Annotated in this window: 17 protein-coding genes; 9 read left to right on the top strand and 8 right to left on the bottom strand. The window is 62.7% G+C overall.

All coding sequences use genetic code 11. The features are described 5' to 3' along the window. Window positions 1-75: 75 nt before the first annotated feature. Window positions 76-840, bottom strand: coding sequence for a transporter substrate-binding domain-containing protein (locus FJ943_RS00430; protein WP_246671829.1), 765 nt, complete (start codon window positions 838-840; stop codon window positions 76-78). A 422-nt stretch (window positions 841-1,262) separates the two neighbouring features. Here FJ943_RS00430 and FJ943_RS00425 point away from each other — a divergent pair, with 422 nt between their 5' ends. Then, complete coding sequence (locus tag FJ943_RS00425; RefSeq protein WP_210161497.1) at window positions 1,263-1,709, top strand: Lrp/AsnC family transcriptional regulator; 447 nt, start codon at window positions 1,263-1,265, stop codon at window positions 1,707-1,709. Between the two features lie 135 nt (window positions 1,710-1,844). On the opposite strand, the gene FJ943_RS00420 is transcribed toward FJ943_RS00425, so the two are convergent. Beyond that, window positions 1,845-2,477: a TetR/AcrR family transcriptional regulator gene (locus tag FJ943_RS00420; protein WP_015314415.1), complete on the bottom strand. Its 633-nt coding sequence runs from the start codon at window positions 2,475-2,477 to the stop codon at window positions 1,845-1,847. 104 nt (window positions 2,478-2,581) lie between these two features. Here FJ943_RS00420 and FJ943_RS00415 point away from each other — a divergent pair, with 104 nt between their 5' ends. Further along, a complete protein-coding gene (locus FJ943_RS00415) occupies window positions 2,582-2,986 on the top strand; it encodes a VOC family protein (protein ID WP_015314414.1) in 405 nt (134 codons plus the stop codon). Between the two features lie 66 nt (window positions 2,987-3,052). On the opposite strand, the gene phhA is transcribed toward FJ943_RS00415, so the two are convergent. After that, complete coding sequence (gene phhA, locus FJ943_RS00410) at window positions 3,053-3,889, bottom strand: phenylalanine 4-monooxygenase (RefSeq protein WP_140719185.1); 837 nt, start codon at window positions 3,887-3,889, stop codon at window positions 3,053-3,055. A 134-nt stretch (window positions 3,890-4,023) separates the two neighbouring features. Here phhA and FJ943_RS00405 point away from each other — a divergent pair, with 134 nt between their 5' ends. Then, a complete protein-coding gene (locus tag FJ943_RS00405; RefSeq protein ID WP_140719184.1) occupies window positions 4,024-4,500 on the top strand; it encodes an Lrp/AsnC family transcriptional regulator in 477 nt (158 codons plus the stop codon). 110 nt (window positions 4,501-4,610) lie between these two features. Next, window positions 4,611-6,176, top strand: coding sequence for a magnesium-protoporphyrin IX monomethyl ester anaerobic oxidative cyclase (gene bchE / locus FJ943_RS00400; RefSeq protein ID WP_140719182.1), 1,566 nt, complete (start codon window positions 4,611-4,613; stop codon window positions 6,174-6,176). A 9-nt stretch (window positions 6,177-6,185) separates the two neighbouring features. Here bchE and argB read toward each other — a convergent pair whose 3' ends face one another. The 3 genes from argB to FJ943_RS00385 all read right to left on the bottom strand — a co-directional run bounded on the left by argB (window position 6,186) and on the right by FJ943_RS00385 (window position 9,266). After that, a complete protein-coding gene (argB, locus tag FJ943_RS00395) occupies window positions 6,186-7,079 on the bottom strand; it encodes an acetylglutamate kinase (RefSeq protein WP_023772298.1) in 894 nt (297 codons plus the stop codon). A gap of 155 nt (window positions 7,080-7,234) precedes the next feature. After that, window positions 7,235-8,734 (bottom strand): amidase, encoded by a 1,500-nt coding sequence (locus FJ943_RS00390; protein ID WP_140719180.1) that lies wholly within the window; start codon window positions 8,732-8,734, stop codon window positions 7,235-7,237. Between the two features lie 100 nt (window positions 8,735-8,834). Next, entirely contained in the window at window positions 8,835-9,266 is a 432-nt protein-coding gene (locus FJ943_RS00385) for an SgcJ/EcaC family oxidoreductase (RefSeq protein WP_140719178.1), read from the bottom strand. 181 nt (window positions 9,267-9,447) lie between these two features. Between FJ943_RS00385 and FJ943_RS00380 the strand changes: the two genes are divergently transcribed. The 4 genes from FJ943_RS00380 to msrB all read left to right on the top strand — a co-directional run bounded on the left by FJ943_RS00380 (window position 9,448) and on the right by msrB (window position 12,214). Then, window positions 9,448-9,987, top strand: a complete 540-nt coding sequence (locus tag FJ943_RS00380) for a sigma-70 family RNA polymerase sigma factor (protein ID WP_140615195.1) — start codon at window positions 9,448-9,450, stop codon at window positions 9,985-9,987. Next, window positions 9,984-10,706: an anti-sigma factor gene (locus tag FJ943_RS00375; protein ID WP_140720332.1), complete on the top strand. Its 723-nt coding sequence runs from the start codon at window positions 9,984-9,986 to the stop codon at window positions 10,704-10,706. Before FJ943_RS00380 ends, FJ943_RS00375 begins: the two co-directional genes overlap by 4 nt. Before the next feature lie 221 nt (window positions 10,707-10,927). Further along, on the top strand, window positions 10,928-11,485 hold the full coding sequence (locus tag FJ943_RS00370; RefSeq protein ID WP_140719176.1) for a fasciclin domain-containing protein: 558 nt from the start codon (window positions 10,928-10,930) through the stop codon (window positions 11,483-11,485). 225 nt (window positions 11,486-11,710) lie between these two features. Next, complete coding sequence (gene msrB / locus FJ943_RS00365; protein ID WP_015314404.1) at window positions 11,711-12,214, top strand: peptide-methionine (R)-S-oxide reductase MsrB; 504 nt, start codon at window positions 11,711-11,713, stop codon at window positions 12,212-12,214. Window positions 12,215-12,332: 118 nt separating this feature from the next. On the opposite strand, the gene FJ943_RS00360 is transcribed toward msrB, so the two are convergent. Together FJ943_RS00360 and FJ943_RS00355 are read right to left on the bottom strand one after the other, a co-directional pair. Beyond that, on the bottom strand, window positions 12,333-13,889 hold the full coding sequence (locus tag FJ943_RS00360) for a DHA2 family efflux MFS transporter permease subunit (protein ID WP_224525473.1): 1,557 nt from the start codon (window positions 13,887-13,889) through the stop codon (window positions 12,333-12,335). A 124-nt stretch (window positions 13,890-14,013) separates the two neighbouring features. After that, window positions 14,014-15,201 carry an HlyD family secretion protein gene (locus tag FJ943_RS00355; RefSeq protein WP_140719174.1) on the bottom strand — a complete coding sequence of 396 codons (1,188 nt, stop codon included), beginning with the start codon at window positions 15,199-15,201 and terminating at the stop codon, window positions 14,014-14,016. A 127-nt stretch (window positions 15,202-15,328) separates the two neighbouring features. On the opposite strand from FJ943_RS00355, the gene FJ943_RS00350 reads away from it, so the two are divergent. Beyond that, a complete protein-coding gene (locus tag FJ943_RS00350; RefSeq protein WP_140719172.1) occupies window positions 15,329-16,048 on the top strand; it encodes a TetR/AcrR family transcriptional regulator in 720 nt (239 codons plus the stop codon). Window positions 16,049-16,050 lie beyond the last annotated feature (2 nt).

The following is a 16,050-nucleotide window of genomic DNA, read 5'->3' as shown; positions in this document are numbered from 1 at the left end:
GACTTTGCAGTGAGGGGCATTCATGAGGTGGGGTGACGCCCGCCGGCTGCCGAGGAGGCAGCCGGCGGAATGACATTACTTGGCGCTGTAGTCCTTGCCGTACCACTTCGTGGTCAGCGCGGCGAGCGTGCCGTCCGTCTTCATTTCGGTGATGATGCCCCCGACCTTCGCGGTCCACTCGGGATCCTTCTTCTCGGCGATGACGACGAGCGGCTCGCGGAAGGCGTACTCGCCTTCCAGGATCTTCACGGGATAGCCGTTCTTGATGGCGTTCTGCGCCGTCTGTTCCGGCGCGATCACGGCATTCAGGCGCACGCCGTCGCCAAGCCGCAGGTCATCGAAGGGAAGCATGGAATCGGCGTAGGTGCGGATCTCGCCCGGCTCGAGCTTGTATTCGATGGGAGCCAGGCCAGGCGCGTCGATTTCGAGCTTGCGGCGGATGAAATCCTCCGAGGTGGTGGCAGTCTCGACGCCGATGATCTTGCCGTTGAGATCGGCGACCGACTTCGCGCCGCTGTCCTTGTGCAGGACATAGACGTAGGGGCTGTAATAATAGATGCCGACAAAGTCGATCACCTTGGAGCGGGCTTTTGTCGGCGTGACCGATCCGACGCCAAGGTCGTAGCGTCCCTGCCAGCGCCCGCCGGTCAGCGTCGCCCAGTCGGGCGTTTCGAACGAGACGTCGACACCAAGCCGCTTGCCGATCTCGCGCGAGACATCGATATCGAAACCGGCGAGCTCGTTGCTGTCGTTGAGAAAGCTCTGCGGCGGCCAGGCCGCGTTGGTGGCGATGACCATCGCCTTTTTCGACGTGACGCGGTCCAGGGTTTCACCGGCCATGGCTGCCGTCGTGATGGCGAATGTCGCGGCGGCAAGAACGGCTAAATCGAGCAGTTTTTTCAAAGTTATCCCTCCCTTGTGGTTGAACTGATAGGTTGAGTGGCCGACGTCGAACCTCAGCGCTTCAGCTGCAGGTTCAACCGGATCGGTTTCGGACTTTGCCCATCACAGCCGAAGCTGATTCCCTCTGACGGACCGGCGTTCGTGACCCCAGACAGTCAGGTCGCAAAAAGAAGGGTTCCACCCGGCGAAATGCGGGATATTGGCGATCGCGCAGTCATTGCGTCCCTTGGGATGACAAAGTGCCGGATAGTTGGCCTTGTTCCGTTCGCCGCTGCCAGTATAGCGGATTGTCGCGGGGGCTGTTCAGCCGATAGGATCGCGCGGTGGTTACTAAGCGGATCGAGCGAGAGGTTTTGTTTGTGGAATTGACCGAGAAGGATCGTCAGTTGCTCGCGCTGATGCAGAAGAACGCGCGTGAGCCGGTCGCGTCACTGGCACGACAGCTCGGCGTGTCGCGGACAGCGCTGCAGGAGCGGATCCAGAAGCTGGAGGCCGGCGGCATCATCGAAGGCTATACCGTGCGGCTGGCCAAGACGGTGGCCCAGAACGCCGTCCACTGTTTCACCCTCGCTGCCCTGAACAACAAGAGCTATCCGGACGTCTCCAGAAGGATCAAGGCGATGCCCTCGATCCAGGCTGTCTATGCCATAACCGGTGAATGGGATCTGATCATCCACCTTGCCGCCGAGACGCTCGAGAAGCTGAACCGGGAGGTGAATGCCCTGAATGAAATCAGCGGCGTCGTCAAAACCGCTTCCCACGTGGTGATGGAGACGAAGTTCAACCGGACCATCTACGCTCTGTAGGAATGGCGGAATGTCCCGGCGGCCGGCCGTTCCACTGGAACTTGTCGATCTGGTAGCCGGTGCGCATCACTGTTTGCGGGTCGAAAGGCACATGGTGGTGTCCTCGACCCCTGCAAACGTGGGCAGGGGACGCGACTAGTTCGGCTGGACTCCGTAGACGGCCAGAAATGCCTCCACCGAGGCATCCGCGTGGCGTTCCAGTTCGGCCTTGGAGCGCCGGTTGCCTCCCGTGAACATGGCTTCATTCATGGGGATCCAAAGAAGCATTCCAAAAAGATGGCTGGCTGCCAGATAGGGATCACTTGTTTGTATCAGTCCTCGACTGGTGAGTTTTTGAAAGCAGGACGCCGTCGAGGCAAGCATGCGCTCAAACCCCTTTTCGTACCAAGCGCGGCCAAGCTGCGGCATTCGATCCGCGTTGGCGATGATCAAGCGCCGCAGCTTCAACAACTCTTCATCCATGAGAACCGCTATCAGGCGTCGGGCAAGCTGCTGCAGGCCGCCTTCCATGAATTTCGCCTCGGAAAGCAGCGTCGTCACTGACTCGATGATGTCATTGACCTGGGTAGCGGTTGACAGAACGACTTCGCCAAACAGCGTCTCCTTGTCGGTGAAATGCTTGTAGACGGTCTGCTTGGAGGCCCCCGCCTTGGTGGCGATTTCCTCCATGCTGGTCCCGTCATATCCCTTGCTGGTGAACGCCGCCGTGGCCGCCTGGATGATCTCACGATCCTTGCGAGCCGATCTGGTCTCACCGTCGATTTTCATGGCGCCCTCTTAACCAGTACTAGACGGTACCGTTCTCTCGTGGTAGCCCCATGAAACGGTACTGGACTGACTAGTACCTGTCAACGAAGGCAAGGCTTAGACCGATGACCAAGATGATCTTCATAAATCTGCCGGTGCGGGATCTGCAGGCAGCGACCAATTTCTATCTCGCGATCGGGGGCACGCTCAATCCGCAGTTCTCGAACGACCAGGCCAGTTCGGTCATGTTTTCCGACGCGATCGGGGTGATGTTGCTGACGCACCAGCATTACGGCCAGTTCACAACCCGCCAGATCGGCGACGCCAGGCGTGACAGCCAGATGCTGATCGCACTCACCGCGAGCAGCAAGGACGAGGTCAATGCCACGATCGAGAAGGGCGTCGCGGCCGGCGGCCGCGCCGATCCCAACCCCGCTCAGGATCTCGGCTTCATGTTCAACCGCCACATCGAAGACCCTGACGGCAACGTCTGGGAGCTCCTGTGGATGAACCCCGCTGCCATGCAATAGCCCAGCGCGATCAAAGCGTCCAAAGCGCGTCGCGTTGAGACAGATTCATGCGACGCGCTTTATGTTTTAGACCGTCGCCGGGTCGAGCGCCGGCTGGCTCTTGCGGCGCGCGACGATCGCTTCGAAATCCGCCGTCTGGAAGGCATCGCGCAAGGCGTCGAAGGACGGCAACACGAAATAGGCGCGCTGGAACTTGTCGATCTCGTAGCCGGTCCGCATCACCGTTTCCAGGTCGAACGGCACATGGTGGGCGTCCTTGCTCTCGACAGCGAACTGCAACTCGGTGAACGACGACATCAGACCGGCGCCAAACGCCTTCAGCTTCTGGCCGTTCTCCTGCATCAGGCCATATTCGGCCGTGTACCAGTAGAGCCGGGTGATCATCTCGTCGCCGCCCAGCGCAATGATGTCGCCGGCCTTCTTGCCATACATCTGCATGAAATCGGCGAACACCGGCTGCGAGAGAACCGGCACATGGCCGAAGAAGTCATGGAACATGTCCGGCTCGACGACGTAGTCGAGTTCCTGCTTGGTCCGCAGCCAGTTGGTGACCGGGAAGCGGCGGTTGGCGAGGTGGTCGAAGAACGGTGCGGCCGGGATGAGGCCCGGCACGGCGACGATTTCCCAGCCGGTCAGCTTGCGCAGTTTGGTGCTGACGTCCTCGAAATCGGGGATGCGGTCGAGCAGGCCGAGCTTCTCGACGCCGTCGAGATAGGAGTGATGGGCGAGCTTTTGCGTCAGCTTGGTCTGGCGGTCGCACAGCGTGCGCCACACCGCCTGCTCCTCGGTCGAATAGTCATAAGCCTGCGCCACGGTGAAATCCGCGCGGCACACCGAATAGTCCCCGCGCAACCCTTGCGCCGCGCAGTCGCGGGCGTATTCGGCAACGCTCATCGTCGTCATGGGTTTTCTCCTCGCACCAATGGTTGACGTGCCGCAAGACTAACCCGATCTGCCGAGGCAATTCGGTTTTGATGGTGGCTCCTCCGCCACATTCGAGATACTATTCACTCACAATTCACTTGGGAGGAGTGAAAATGCCTCAATTCGACGATTTCGAGATCAAGATGCTGGATGTCCTGCAACGCAACGGCCGCAAACCCGTTTCCGAGCTGGCGCAGGAGGTCGGCCTCTCCACCACGCCCTGCGCCCGGCGCTTCGAGGCGCTGCAGGAAGCCGGCATCATCAAGGGTTTTGCCGCGGTGATCAGCCGCCGCGCCGTCGGCCTGACGGTCGAGGTATTCATCCAGGTGCGCCTCGTCAGCCACAGCGACGGCTCGCCCGAGAGCTTCATTGCCGCCGTTCAGCACATGGATGAGGTGTCGTCGTGCTGGACGATGACCGGCGACCACGATTTCCTGCTGCATGTCATGGTGCCATCGGTCGACGAGCTCAACGCCTTCGTCATGCATCGGCTGATGCGGCTCGACGGCGTGCGCGACGTCCACACGCAACTGGTGCTGCAGAACATCAAGGGACCCGGCCACGTGCCGCTCGCCCATCTCAGGCGGTGATGCGCATCCGCGTTTCTGCGGAAAAACTGCAAGCAAACTGCTGAGCTCGGCCCTTTCGGCGACCAGCTCTCCAACCAGCATGCACGGACCATTCCTCCCGGAGGTCCGCCATGAAAATCGTCCTGATCAATCCGCCACACACCGCCATCGGCAGCCGCGTGCCGGACGATCACCTGCCGCCGCTTGGTCTGCTGGCGATCGGCGGCCCGCTGCTCGACGCCGGTCATCAGGTGCGGCTCGTCGATGCCGAGTTCGGGCCGATGCCGCTCGCCTCGGTTGTCGCGGAAGCCCTGAAGGACTGTCCCGACTTCGTTCTGATCGGCCATTCCGGCTCGACCTCGGCACATCCGACCGCCTTGTTGATCGCCGGGATGGTCAAGGCGCGCGCGCCGGCGACGATCATCCTCTATGGCGGCGTCTTCCCCACCTATCACTGGCGCGACATCCTGGCGTCAACCGACGCCTTCGACTTCATCGTGCGCGGCGAGGGCGAGGCGACCGTGGTGGCGCTGGTCGAGGCGCTGGAGATGCGCCAGCCGCCGGCAAGCGTTGCCGGCATCGCCTGCCGCGACGATCTTGACCGTCCCTTCGCTACGCAAGCGGCGATGACCATCGCCGACCTCGACGCCTACCGCGTCGGCTGGGAGCTGATCGACCACCGCGGATACAGCTACTGGGGAGGCAAGCGTGCGGTGGTCATGCAGTTTTCGCGCGGCTGCCCGCATCTGTGCAATTATTGCGGCCAGCGTGGCTTCTGGACCCGCTGGCGGCATCGCGACCCAGTCAAGTTCGCCAAGGAGATCGCCTGGCTGCACCGCGAGCATGGCGTCGAACTGATCAACCTGGCGGATGAAAATCCGACGGTTTCTAAAAAGGTATGGCGCGCCTTTCTCGAAGCCTTGATTGCCGAGAACGTGGCGGTGCTGATCGTCGGCTCGACCCGCGCCGACGATATCGTGCGCGATGCCGATATGCTGCACCTCTACCGCCAGGCCGGTGTTATCCGCTGGCTGCTCGGCATGGAAAACACCGACGAGCAGACGCTGCAATTGATCCGCAAGGGCGGCAGTACCTCGTCCGATCGTGAAGCGATACGGCTGCTGCGGAAGCACGGCATCCTGTCCATGGCGACCTGGGTGGCCGGCTTCGAGGATGAGGGATTTCGCGATCTGTGGCGCGGCTTTCGCCAGCTCCTCGCCTATGACCCCGACCAGATCCAGGCGCTCTATGTGACGCCGCATCGCTGGACGCCGTTTTTCCGCATCGCGCGGGATCGCAAGGTCATCCAGAGGGATGCCCGCCTGTGGGATTACAAGCACCAGGTGCTGCAGATGACCCGGCTGAAGCCGTGGATGCTGTTCTTCTCGGTCAAGCTGATTGAGCTCGCCGTGCAGTCGAGGCCGAAGGCGCTGGCGCGCACCCTGTTCCACCCCGATCCCGAGCAGCGGCATTCGATGCGCTGGTACACGCAGATGGGCCGCCGCGTCTGGTTCCGCGAGATCTGGGGTTTTCTGGTGACCGACCGCCGGGTGAAAGGCGGCCCGACGCTCGCGGAATTCTGGGGCGCACCGCAGGACACTGAGGAGGAATCGATGGTTGTCCGGCGGCCGGTTACAAAGCCGGAGCTTCCTGCGGCCGTAAATCGCGGCCTGCCAGGCAGAAGGTTAGCCGGCTGACAACAAGCATTATGGCACGATCAGCGTGCCGGCGCCGTGTTCGGTGAACAGTTCGAGCAGCACCGAATGCGGCGTCTTGCCGTTGAGGATGACGACGCCTTCGACGCCACGCTCGATCGCCTCGATGCAGGTCTCGACCTTGGGGATCATGCCGCCGGAAACCGTGCCGTCCTTGATCAGCGCCTTGGCCTCGGCGACCGTCAACTCGTCGATCAGCTTCTTGTCCTTGTCGAGCACGCCCGGCACGTCGGTGAGGAACAGCAGGCGCGAGGCCTTGCATGCGCCGGCGATGGCGCCGGCGAAAGTGTCGGCGTTGATGTTGTAGGTATGGCCATCGCGGCCGGGCGCGACCGGCGCCAGCACGGGGATCATTTCGGAGCGCGCCAGAAGGTCTAGCAGCGTGCGGTCGACCTCGACCGGCTCGCCGACAAAGCCGAGATCGAGCACGCGCTCGATGTTGGAATCGGGGTCGATCATCGTCTTGCGCGCCTTTTCGGCGAACACCATATTGCCGTCCTTGCCGCACAGGCCGATCGCCCATTCGCCCTCGGCGTTGATCAGCGCGACGATCTCCTTGTTGATCGAGCCGGCCAGCACCATCTCGACGATCTCGACCGTCTTCTGGTCGGTGACGCGCAAGCCGCCCTCGAACTTGGATTCGATGCCCATCTTGGCCAGCATGGCGCCGATCTGCGGTCCGCCGCCATGGACGACGATTGGGTTGACGCCGGACTGCTTGAGCAGCGCGATGTCGCGGGCGAAGGCCTTGCCGAGTTCGAGATCGCCCATGGCATGGCCGCCATATTTCACCACGACCGTCTTGTGCTCGTAGCGCTGCATGTAGGGCAGCGCGCGCGACAAGAGGGCGGCCTGCATTTCGGCGGTGGCGGCGACGTCCGTCATCAGCGTGGTTCCCTGGTATTTGGTTTTATGCATGTCGTTGTCCCAAACCGCTGGGCACATTTGGGCGACATGCATCAGGTAAGGACGGCGGCGTCTTAGCCGGAATTGACGCGAGCCGCAAATGGCATTGCTGTCATAGTCGGTTCACGGTGTCGTCATCGTGACGGCACCATCAGCGGCGCCCGCCGCGTCAGCCAGCCCGAGATTTTCTCCATCTGCGCGGCCAGCGACAAAAGCGTTTCCTCGTCGCCCGGCCGGCCGGCGGCCTGGATCCCGAGCGGCAGGCCGGCGTCCGTGACATGGACGGGGAGCGCGATCGACGGCTGGCCACTGACATTGTGGATCGCCGGCCAATGCGTGAACCAAAGACTCTTGTCCATCAATTGGCCGAACAGCGGTTTGATCCTGAGCAGCGCGGTGAGGTGAAGCTTGTCGAGCAGGTTTTCGATCAGTTCGTCGGCGCCTTTCGGATCCATGGCGCCGCAGGCGAGCGGCGGGTGCGCGATAACAGGCATCAGTACCGCATCATAGCGCGCGGTCTCCGTGATCAGTTGCCGCGAGGTGGCATGTAGGCGCTGCAGGCCGGCATAGGTTTCGCCGGCCGAGATCATCTCGCCCAACCGGCCGAGCACGCGCGTGGCGCGCTCGATATCGCCCGTCACCGAGCGGCCGACGCGCAGCGCTTCACCCCGCAACGAGCCGGCGACGGCGGAGGCGACCGTTGTGCAGAAATCGGCGAAGAAATCGCGGCCGATAAAAGGCAGATCGATGTCCTCGACCGAATGGCCGCCCTCGCGGGCGAGTGCCACGGCAATGTCGAGCGCCTTCAGCGTCTCGGCCGAAATTGGCAAGCCCAGCGGCGACTTGCGGTACACCGCCAGCGTGAGCTTGCCGGGATCCCGCGCGGCAGCGGCGGCGAACGAGCTTTTTGGCGGGCGCGCGGCATAAGGCGCGAGCGTATCGGGACCATGGGTGAGGTCGAGCAGCAGCGCGCAGTCGCGCACCGAGCGAGTGACGGTGTGATCGACGACCATGCCGTACCAGCTTTCGCTCACCAGTGGGGACAACGGGACACGGCCGCGCGAGGTCTTGAGGCCGACAAGGCCGCTGCAGGCAGAAGGCACGCGGATCGAGCCGCCGCCATCCGACGCATGCGCCACCGGCACGACGCCGGCGGCAACCAGGGCTGCCGAACCGCCCGACGAGCCGCCGGTGGTGTGGCCGGTATTCCAGGGATTGCGGGTGACGCCAAAGGCCTTGGATTCCGTCATCAGCCGCAGCCCGTGCTCGGGTGACGTCGAGGTGACGATCGGAATCAGCCCGGCGGCGAGATAGCGTTCGGTCATCACCGAGTTGAAATCGGGCACCCAGGCCGGAATGCGGCTGCCGCCATGCGAGGGCACGCCCTTGATGGCGATGCCGAGATCCTTGATGGCGAAGGGGACCCCAGCCAGCGGCAGCGAACGGTCGATGCTCTTTGCCCGGGTCCGTGCCGCCTCGTAGAGCGGCTCGGCCGTGGCATTGATTTCGGGGCGGGTGGCCTCGGCACGGGAGATCGCCGCTTCGGTCAACTCGATCGCCGATAGTTCGCCCCTGCGCACCAGACCGGCAAGACCGGTTGCGTCTTCTTCCCAAAGGATTCGTTCGACCGACATGTGCGCTCCCCCATTGCTGCCAAGCTAGTCAGCGGCAATTCCCTTGGCAATCCAGGCTGATAGTGTCTCAGTTTGGAGTTTGGCGGCGACTTTTAAACGGCTATCTCCCGGCGTTGGAAGGGGGCGCAATCGCCCCCCGAACAATGTCGGTGTTTTGGGCAACCTTTATCCGCCAGCCCGACTGTTCTTCCTTCAAAACCAGAAGCAGAATGCCTTCTCGTTTTCCGGCGGATGAGCCGTCCGGAGCGGATGCGCCGGTCAGGATCCATGAATAGTGCACCGATGCAATGCCGGAAGACAATTCAACAACTGACGAGACAACACCCTTCAATCGGCTGTCACGAAACATGGTTTCATGAGTTGCGCGGTGCGCCCTTTCGATCTCGGTGCGGTTCTTCCACCACATGCCCACGACATTGACGAAATTGGCGTCGTCGGCGAACAACGCCGCGAAGTCGTTCATATCGTGTCTATTCCAGGCATCGGCAAAGGCAGTGGCGACATCCTCAGGTTTGGCGAGCACCAATCCCATGACAAATCTCCCTTGCTTCGGCTGAAGCGTAGCATGTCGGGGGAAGCGCCTCAAACGCGATTGCCAGCTTTTGACTTCAAACCGGGACACTGTCTCGGGGCAGGTGTGCGGACGCCGAACTTTAGGTGCACAGCATATTTCCGGCGTTGCAAATACAGCGCAATTGCCTAATTTGGCGCGCATGACGCCGCAGGACATTACCAAGCTGATCGTCCGGACTTCGATGAAAGATCGGGCAGCGTTCGATCTGCTTTACCGGCACACCAGTGCGAAACTTTTCGGCGTATGCCTTCGTGTATTGAACGACCGGGGAGATGCTGAAGAAGCGCTGCAGGAAGTCTTCGTCAAGATCTGGACGAAGGCGGATCGCTTTGCTGTCTCCGATCTGAGCCCGATCTCCTGGCTGGTGGCAATCGCGCGCAATCATGCGATCGATCGCATCCGAGCGCGGCGCAAGCCCGCCGCCGATATCGATGCCGCGCTCGACGTGGCCGATCCGGCGCCGGGACCTGAAGCGATGGTGGTGGCGGGCGACGAGACCGAACGGATCCATCATTGTCTCGATGAGTTGGAGAAAGACCGGGCGGCGGCCGTCCGGGGCGCTTATCTCAAGGGCGAAAGCTATGCCGAACTGGCGGAACGCCACGGCGTGCCGTTGAACACGATGCGCACCTGGCTGCGCCGCAGCCTGATGAAACTCAGGGAATGTCTGGAAAGATGACGCTGGCAGAGGACAACGGACCGGAACGTGGAGGCGACGACCTGTTCGCCGCCGAATACGTTCTTGGCGTGCTGCCGGTCGAAGAGCGGCAGATAGCCTCCAGGCGCATCGACGCCGAGACCGATTTCGCGCGGCTGGTCGACGGCTGGGAAGTTCGCCTGTCGCCGCTGGGCGCGGCCTATCTTGAAATCGAGCCGCCGGCTTCGGTGAAGCCGGCGATCGACCGCCGGTTGTTTTCATCCGCCGCCACCACGCCTGCCGAGCCGCGCGCAAGCCTGTGGTCCAGCCTCGCCTTCTGGCGCGGCCTTGCGGTGGCGGCTGTTGCCGCGCTGGCGCTTTACGTCGCCGTCCCCTATGTCAACCGGCCGGCTGAACAGCCGCAGGCGCGACTCGTCGCTTCGCTGGCCGCCGACGGCAGTGACGTCAAATATCTCGCCGTCTATGATTCCGAACGGCATGAAGTCAGCCTTTCGCATGTTTCCGGCGCGCTCGCCGCCGGCAAGGACTTCGAACTCTGGATGATCGAGGGCAAGAACGCGCCGATCTCGATGGGCGTCATCCCGGTTGGTGCGACGGCGCATATTGGCGTCTCGCCCACCACGCAGCGGAAACTCGCGCAGGGCGCCGTGCTGGCCGTCAGCCTCGAACCCACCGGCGGTTCGCCGACCGGGCAGCCCACCGGGCCGGTGGTTGCCGCGGGCGATTTGAAGGGCATCTGATCGAGCCTTCGCACTGGCGGCGCCTGGATAGAACAGGCTCAGTCTATCTCCGTTCCATATGTCTAAATGGACCGGTAGCCGGCGAATTGCCAAGGCAGAAAATACATCCACAGTGAAAATAAATCAAAAATCCGCGAAATATTCTGAAACTCACGCATCTGTGTTCCGTATCTCCTTGCGTCCCCAAAATGGGAAGAGAAAACCCGAGGAGTTTTGATACAATGCGTAGATTCGCCACCCTTTTGCTCGCCGGCACGATCGCTGTCTCCGCGCTTGCCACGGCTGCTTATGCTGAAAACCCGATGGTCGGCGGCGCCGCCATGTTTGCCAACAAGACCATCGTCGACAATGCCGTCAATTCGAAGGATCACACGACGCTGGTCGCCGCCGTCAAGGCGGCCGGTCTTGTCGAGACCTTGCAGGGCGCCGGCCCGTTCACCGTCTTCGCGCCGACCAATGAAGCCTTCGCCGCCCTGCCGGTCGGCACGGTCGAGACGCTGCTCAAGCCCGAGAACAAGGACAAGCTCGTCAAGATCCTGACCTGCCATGTGATTGGCGCCAAGGCGATGGCGGCGGATGTGGTGTCCATGGCCAAGGCCGATGGCGGCACGCACAAGGTCAAGACGGTCGGCGGCTGCGAGCTGTCGCTGAAGGCCGACGGTGGCAAGGTCACCGTCACCGACGAGAACGGCAATGTCGCCAATGTGACCATCGCCGATGTCGAACAGTCCAACGGCGTCATCCACGTCATCGACAAGGTTCTGCTCCCGAAGATGTGATCGGGCCGAAGATGTAACGAGGCGCTTGTCGCGGACGAACCTGCTGCAAGAGCTCTCCGTCGATCGCGCCGTCTCGCTCCCGTGATCCGCAATCGACACGCGTGCTCCGCGCCGCCCACGATCGAAAGTGGACGGCGCGGAGTGTCGTTTGGGGCAACCGTCACCGGCTTTTGACTTTCGGGCGGCGGCATAGTTTGGCAAAACAGACGACAGGAGGAACTGGTCATGAACCGTCGCGACTTTCTTTTGAGCGGTGCCGCCGCTATCGGCGTCATCGGAACCGCGGCAGCAATGCTGCGCATGGGCAGCCCGCAGGCCGCGCAGGCCGCCGAAAAATTCGAGGTCGCCAAGACCGAGGACGAGTGGAAAGCCATCCTGTCGCCGGCCGCCTTTAACGTCCTGCGCAAGGAAGGCACCGAATATCCAGGCACCAGCCCGCTGCTCAACGAACACCGCAAGGGCATCTTCGCCTGCGCCGGCTGCGACCTGCCGGTCTATCCCTCGGAGACGAAATTCGATTCCGGCACCGGCTGGCCGAGTTTCTGGCAAGAGATCGCCAATGGCATCGGCAAGACCGAGGACCGGTCGCTGGGCATGACCCGCACCGAAGTGCATTGCCGCCGCTGCGGAGGCCATCTCGGCCATGTCTTCGATGACGGTCCGGCGCCGACCGGCCTGCGCCACTGCATCAATGGGGTGGCGCTGACCTTCAAGCCCGCCGCCGCCTGAGGACCCAAAGGCAATAAAAAAACTCCGGGCTTTGCGGCCCGGAGTTTTTTGCGTGGGTCGGAGCTTTCGGGCGTGGACTGGAGGAGCTTCCCGAAAACCGCTGCCACGATTCCTTGCTTCAGTGCCCGCCGCCTCCGCCGCCACCGGGCGCGGCCGGCTTCCTGATCAGCATGGTGAAGAACCCCAGCGTCCCGAACAGCACGGTCAGCAGATAGAACACATCCATGAAGGACAGCAGCGCCGCCTGCTGCTGGACCATGCCCGACAGCTTGGAGATCGCGGCACTGGTGGCGTCGAGGCCGGTGGTCTGCTCGAAATTGAGCGTCATGTTCTGCAGCTTGGCCTGCGCGGCGGCACTGCCCCACTGCACATGCTCGGAGAGCCGGGCATAGTGGAAGGCATTACGGTCGATCAGCACGGTGTTGATGAGGGCGAGGCCGACGGCGCCGCCGAGGTTGCGGGTCAGGTTGAACAGTCCCGACGCATTCTTCAACCGGTCCGGCGGCAAAGTGCCGAGCGCGATGTTGTTGATCGGCACCATGCACAGCATCATCGAACAGCCGCGCAGGATCTGCGGGATGAGCAGCTCGTAGAAATCCCAGTCGGCGGTCAGGTGCGTCATCCACCAGGTACCGGTGGCGAAGCCGAACAGCCCGATCATCATCATCAGCCGCAGGTCCATCTTGCTCGACAGGAAGCCGGAGATGGGCGCGGTGACGAACATGGCCAGGCCGCTGACGAACAGCGCTTCGCCGATCATCATCGAATCGTAGCCGCGGATGCGTCCGAGGAAGACCGGATAGAGATAGGTCAGGCCATAGAGACCGATGCCGATGACGAAGGAAAACAGCGAGCCGAAGGCGAAGTTGATGTTGCTGAACGCCTTGAGGTCGACGATCGGCTCCTCGGCGGTGAAGACACGCCAGAAGAAGATCACCGCGCCGATGGTCATGACGATGGCGCAGATGAAGACGCCCTGGTCCTGCAGCCAGTCATTGTTCGGGCCTTCTTCAAGCACGTATTCCATACAGCCAAGGAAGGCCGCCATGCCGGCCAGGCCCCACCAGTCGAACTTCGAGAACAGCTTGAGATTGGGCTTGTCGAAATCGATCAGCGACCAGGCAGCGGTCGCCACGAGGATGCCCGGCACGACATTGACCAGGAACAGCCAGTGCCAGGAAAAAGCGTGGCTGATATAGCCGCCGACGGTCGGGCCGATGGTCGGCGCCAGTGTCGCCACCAGGCCGATCATCGGCGAGACGATGGCACGGCGCGAGGGCGGGAAGATGGTGAAGGCCGCGGCGAAAACGCTCGGGATCATGCCGCCGCCGATGAAGCCCTGCACGGCGCGGTAGACGATCATCTGGTCGATGTTGGTGGCGGTCGCGGCAAGGGCGCTCGCCGCGGTGAAGCCCGCCGCCGCGACGGTGAACAGCACGCGCGTCGACAGCATGCGGCTGAGGAAGCCCGACAGCGGGATCATGACCACCTCGGCGATCAGGTAGGCCGTCTGCACCCATGGGATCTCGTCGGAGCTGGCGCTGAGGCCGGCCTGGATCTCGGCCAACGAGGCCGAAACGATCTGGATGTCGAGGATCGCCATGAACATGCCGAACACCATCGCCAGAAAGGCGATGACGCGGCGCGTCGAGATCGTGTCGGGGGCAGCCGGCATTGCCGGCGGCGATCCTGCGGTGATGGTTGCGGTTGCCATTTCCTGGCCCTCCTTGGGGCCCCGTTGAGGCAGGCCGGGCGGCTCGGTGCTTCAATCAGCCACCAAGCCGCCCTCCGAAAAGCGATCAGTTACTGGTGGCGGCAGGCGCGGTACGGCTGTCGACGGCGACGACGACGCTCAGGCCCGCGCGCAGCTTGCCGGTCTTCAGCGCATCGGCCGGTACGTCGATGCGGACCGGAACGCGTTGCACCACCTTGGTGAAGTTGCCGGTGGCGTTTTCAGGCGGCAACAGCGAGAACACCGCGCCCGAGGCCGGCGCCAGCGAGGAGACGGTTCCCTTGATGGGCTGGCCGTCGATGGCGTCGACCGAGATGTTGACCTTTTCGCCGGGCACGAGCCTGGCAAGCTGCGTCTCCTTGAAGTTGGCGACGATGTAAAGCTTGTCCATAGGCACGACCACGGCGAGCTTTTGGCCGGGGCTGACCAGATCGCCCTGTTCGACGGAGCGGTTGCCGACGACGCCGTCATAAGGCGCCTTGAGCACCGTGAAGGAGAGGTCGCGCGCGGCCTTGTCGCGGCCGAGCTGCAGGGATGCCAGCGTGCTGGCGGATTCCGCGCGCTGTGCCTCGAGCACACCGATATTGGCCTGCGCGGCGGCGATCTGTGCGTCGGCGCCGACGAGCGCGGCATTGGCCTGGTCGAGCGCGGTCTGGGCGTCGTCCAGCTGTGCCTGCGTGCCGACATGGGTCTTGACCAGTTGCGCGGCGCGCTGCTGGGCCCGGCCGGCATTGTCGGCGGCGGCCCGATCGGCGACCTTCTGCGCCTGCGCCTGCTGAAGCGAGGCTTGCGCGGCCTTGGTCTGCGCGTCGATGCGGTCGAGCGTCTTGGCCAGCGTGGCGATCTGCGCCTCGGCCTGGGCGACGGCGATCTTGTAGTCGCCGGCGTCGATCGTCAGCAATGGATCGCCGGCCTTGACCTGCTGGTTCTCGCTGACGAGGACCTGGTCGACATAGCCCGAAATTTTTGGCGAGACGAACGCCATGTCGGCCTGGACATAGGCGTCGTCGGTGGAGATCATGAAGCGGCCCGTGGTCCAGTAGTCATAGCCATACCAGGCGCCGCCGCTCAGAAGGGCAAGGCCGATGATCGGCAGCAGGAAGGAGCGCACCGAGCGCTTTTTCTTGGCCGGAGCTTCCGCCGGCGGCGGTGCGACGACCGGCTGGAGGGGAATTTCCGGAGCTTCCGTCGCCGGCGCGACCTTGGCGTTGGGGAAAGGGCGGACTTCGGCTGATGTTGACGCGGTCGAGGACATGACATCTCTCTAAAGTTATAATACTGAACCGTTCGGTTCGATCAGGCCGTTGACATAGCGCGTAAAGAGGACCATATCAAGGGGCAATCGAACCGATTGGTTCGAATTATTTCGAGGTCCGACTTTTATGGTTGAGATTGTACGCAACAGCGAAACCGATCTGTGCGAAGACCTGCTGGACGGTCTGCGCCGCGGCCGCCCGGCCGCTGGACAGGACCCGGTCAAGCGCAGCCAGATCATCGATGGCGCCCGTCGTGTCTTCATCGAAAAGGGCTTCGAGGCCGCCTCGATGAACGACATCACCCGCGAGGCCGGGGTCTCGAAGGGCACCATCTACGTCTACTTCGCCAACAAGGAAGAGCTGTTCGAAGCGCTGATCGAGGAAGAGCGCGGCACCATCTTCAAGAACATGTACGACATGCTCGACCGCGCCGACGACTTGCGCCAGACGCTGGTGAAGTTCGGCAAGGTTCTGTCGATGAAGATCACCTCGGCCAGGGTCATCCAGGCGCAGCGTACGGTGATCGGCGCCTCCGACAGAATACCCGATATGGGCGCGCGCTTTTACGAACGCGGGCCCAAGCGCGGCCATGACAAGGTGGTGACGTTCCTCAACGCCGCCATCGAGCGCGGCCTGCTGGAGATCGACGATGTCGACCTCGCCGCCTATCAGTTCACCGAACTGTGCCTGGCCGGTCTTTTCCGGCAGTGCATCTTCGCCTATCGCACCAAGGCCCCGACCCAGGACGAGATCGACCACATCGTCAGGTCGGGCGTCAACATGTTCCTGAAAGCCTACGGCACCGAAAAGCTCGTCGAGGACGAAAAAGCCCTGCCGCAAGCGTGAAG

Origin of the sequence: Mesorhizobium sp. B2-3-10 (genome assembly GCF_006442275.1) — a bacterium.
GTDB lineage: Bacteria > Pseudomonadota > Alphaproteobacteria > Rhizobiales > Rhizobiaceae > Mesorhizobium > Mesorhizobium australicum.
The sequence above is the reverse complement of the archived record's forward strand: the minus strand, read 5'-3'. Positions and strand labels throughout refer to the sequence as shown.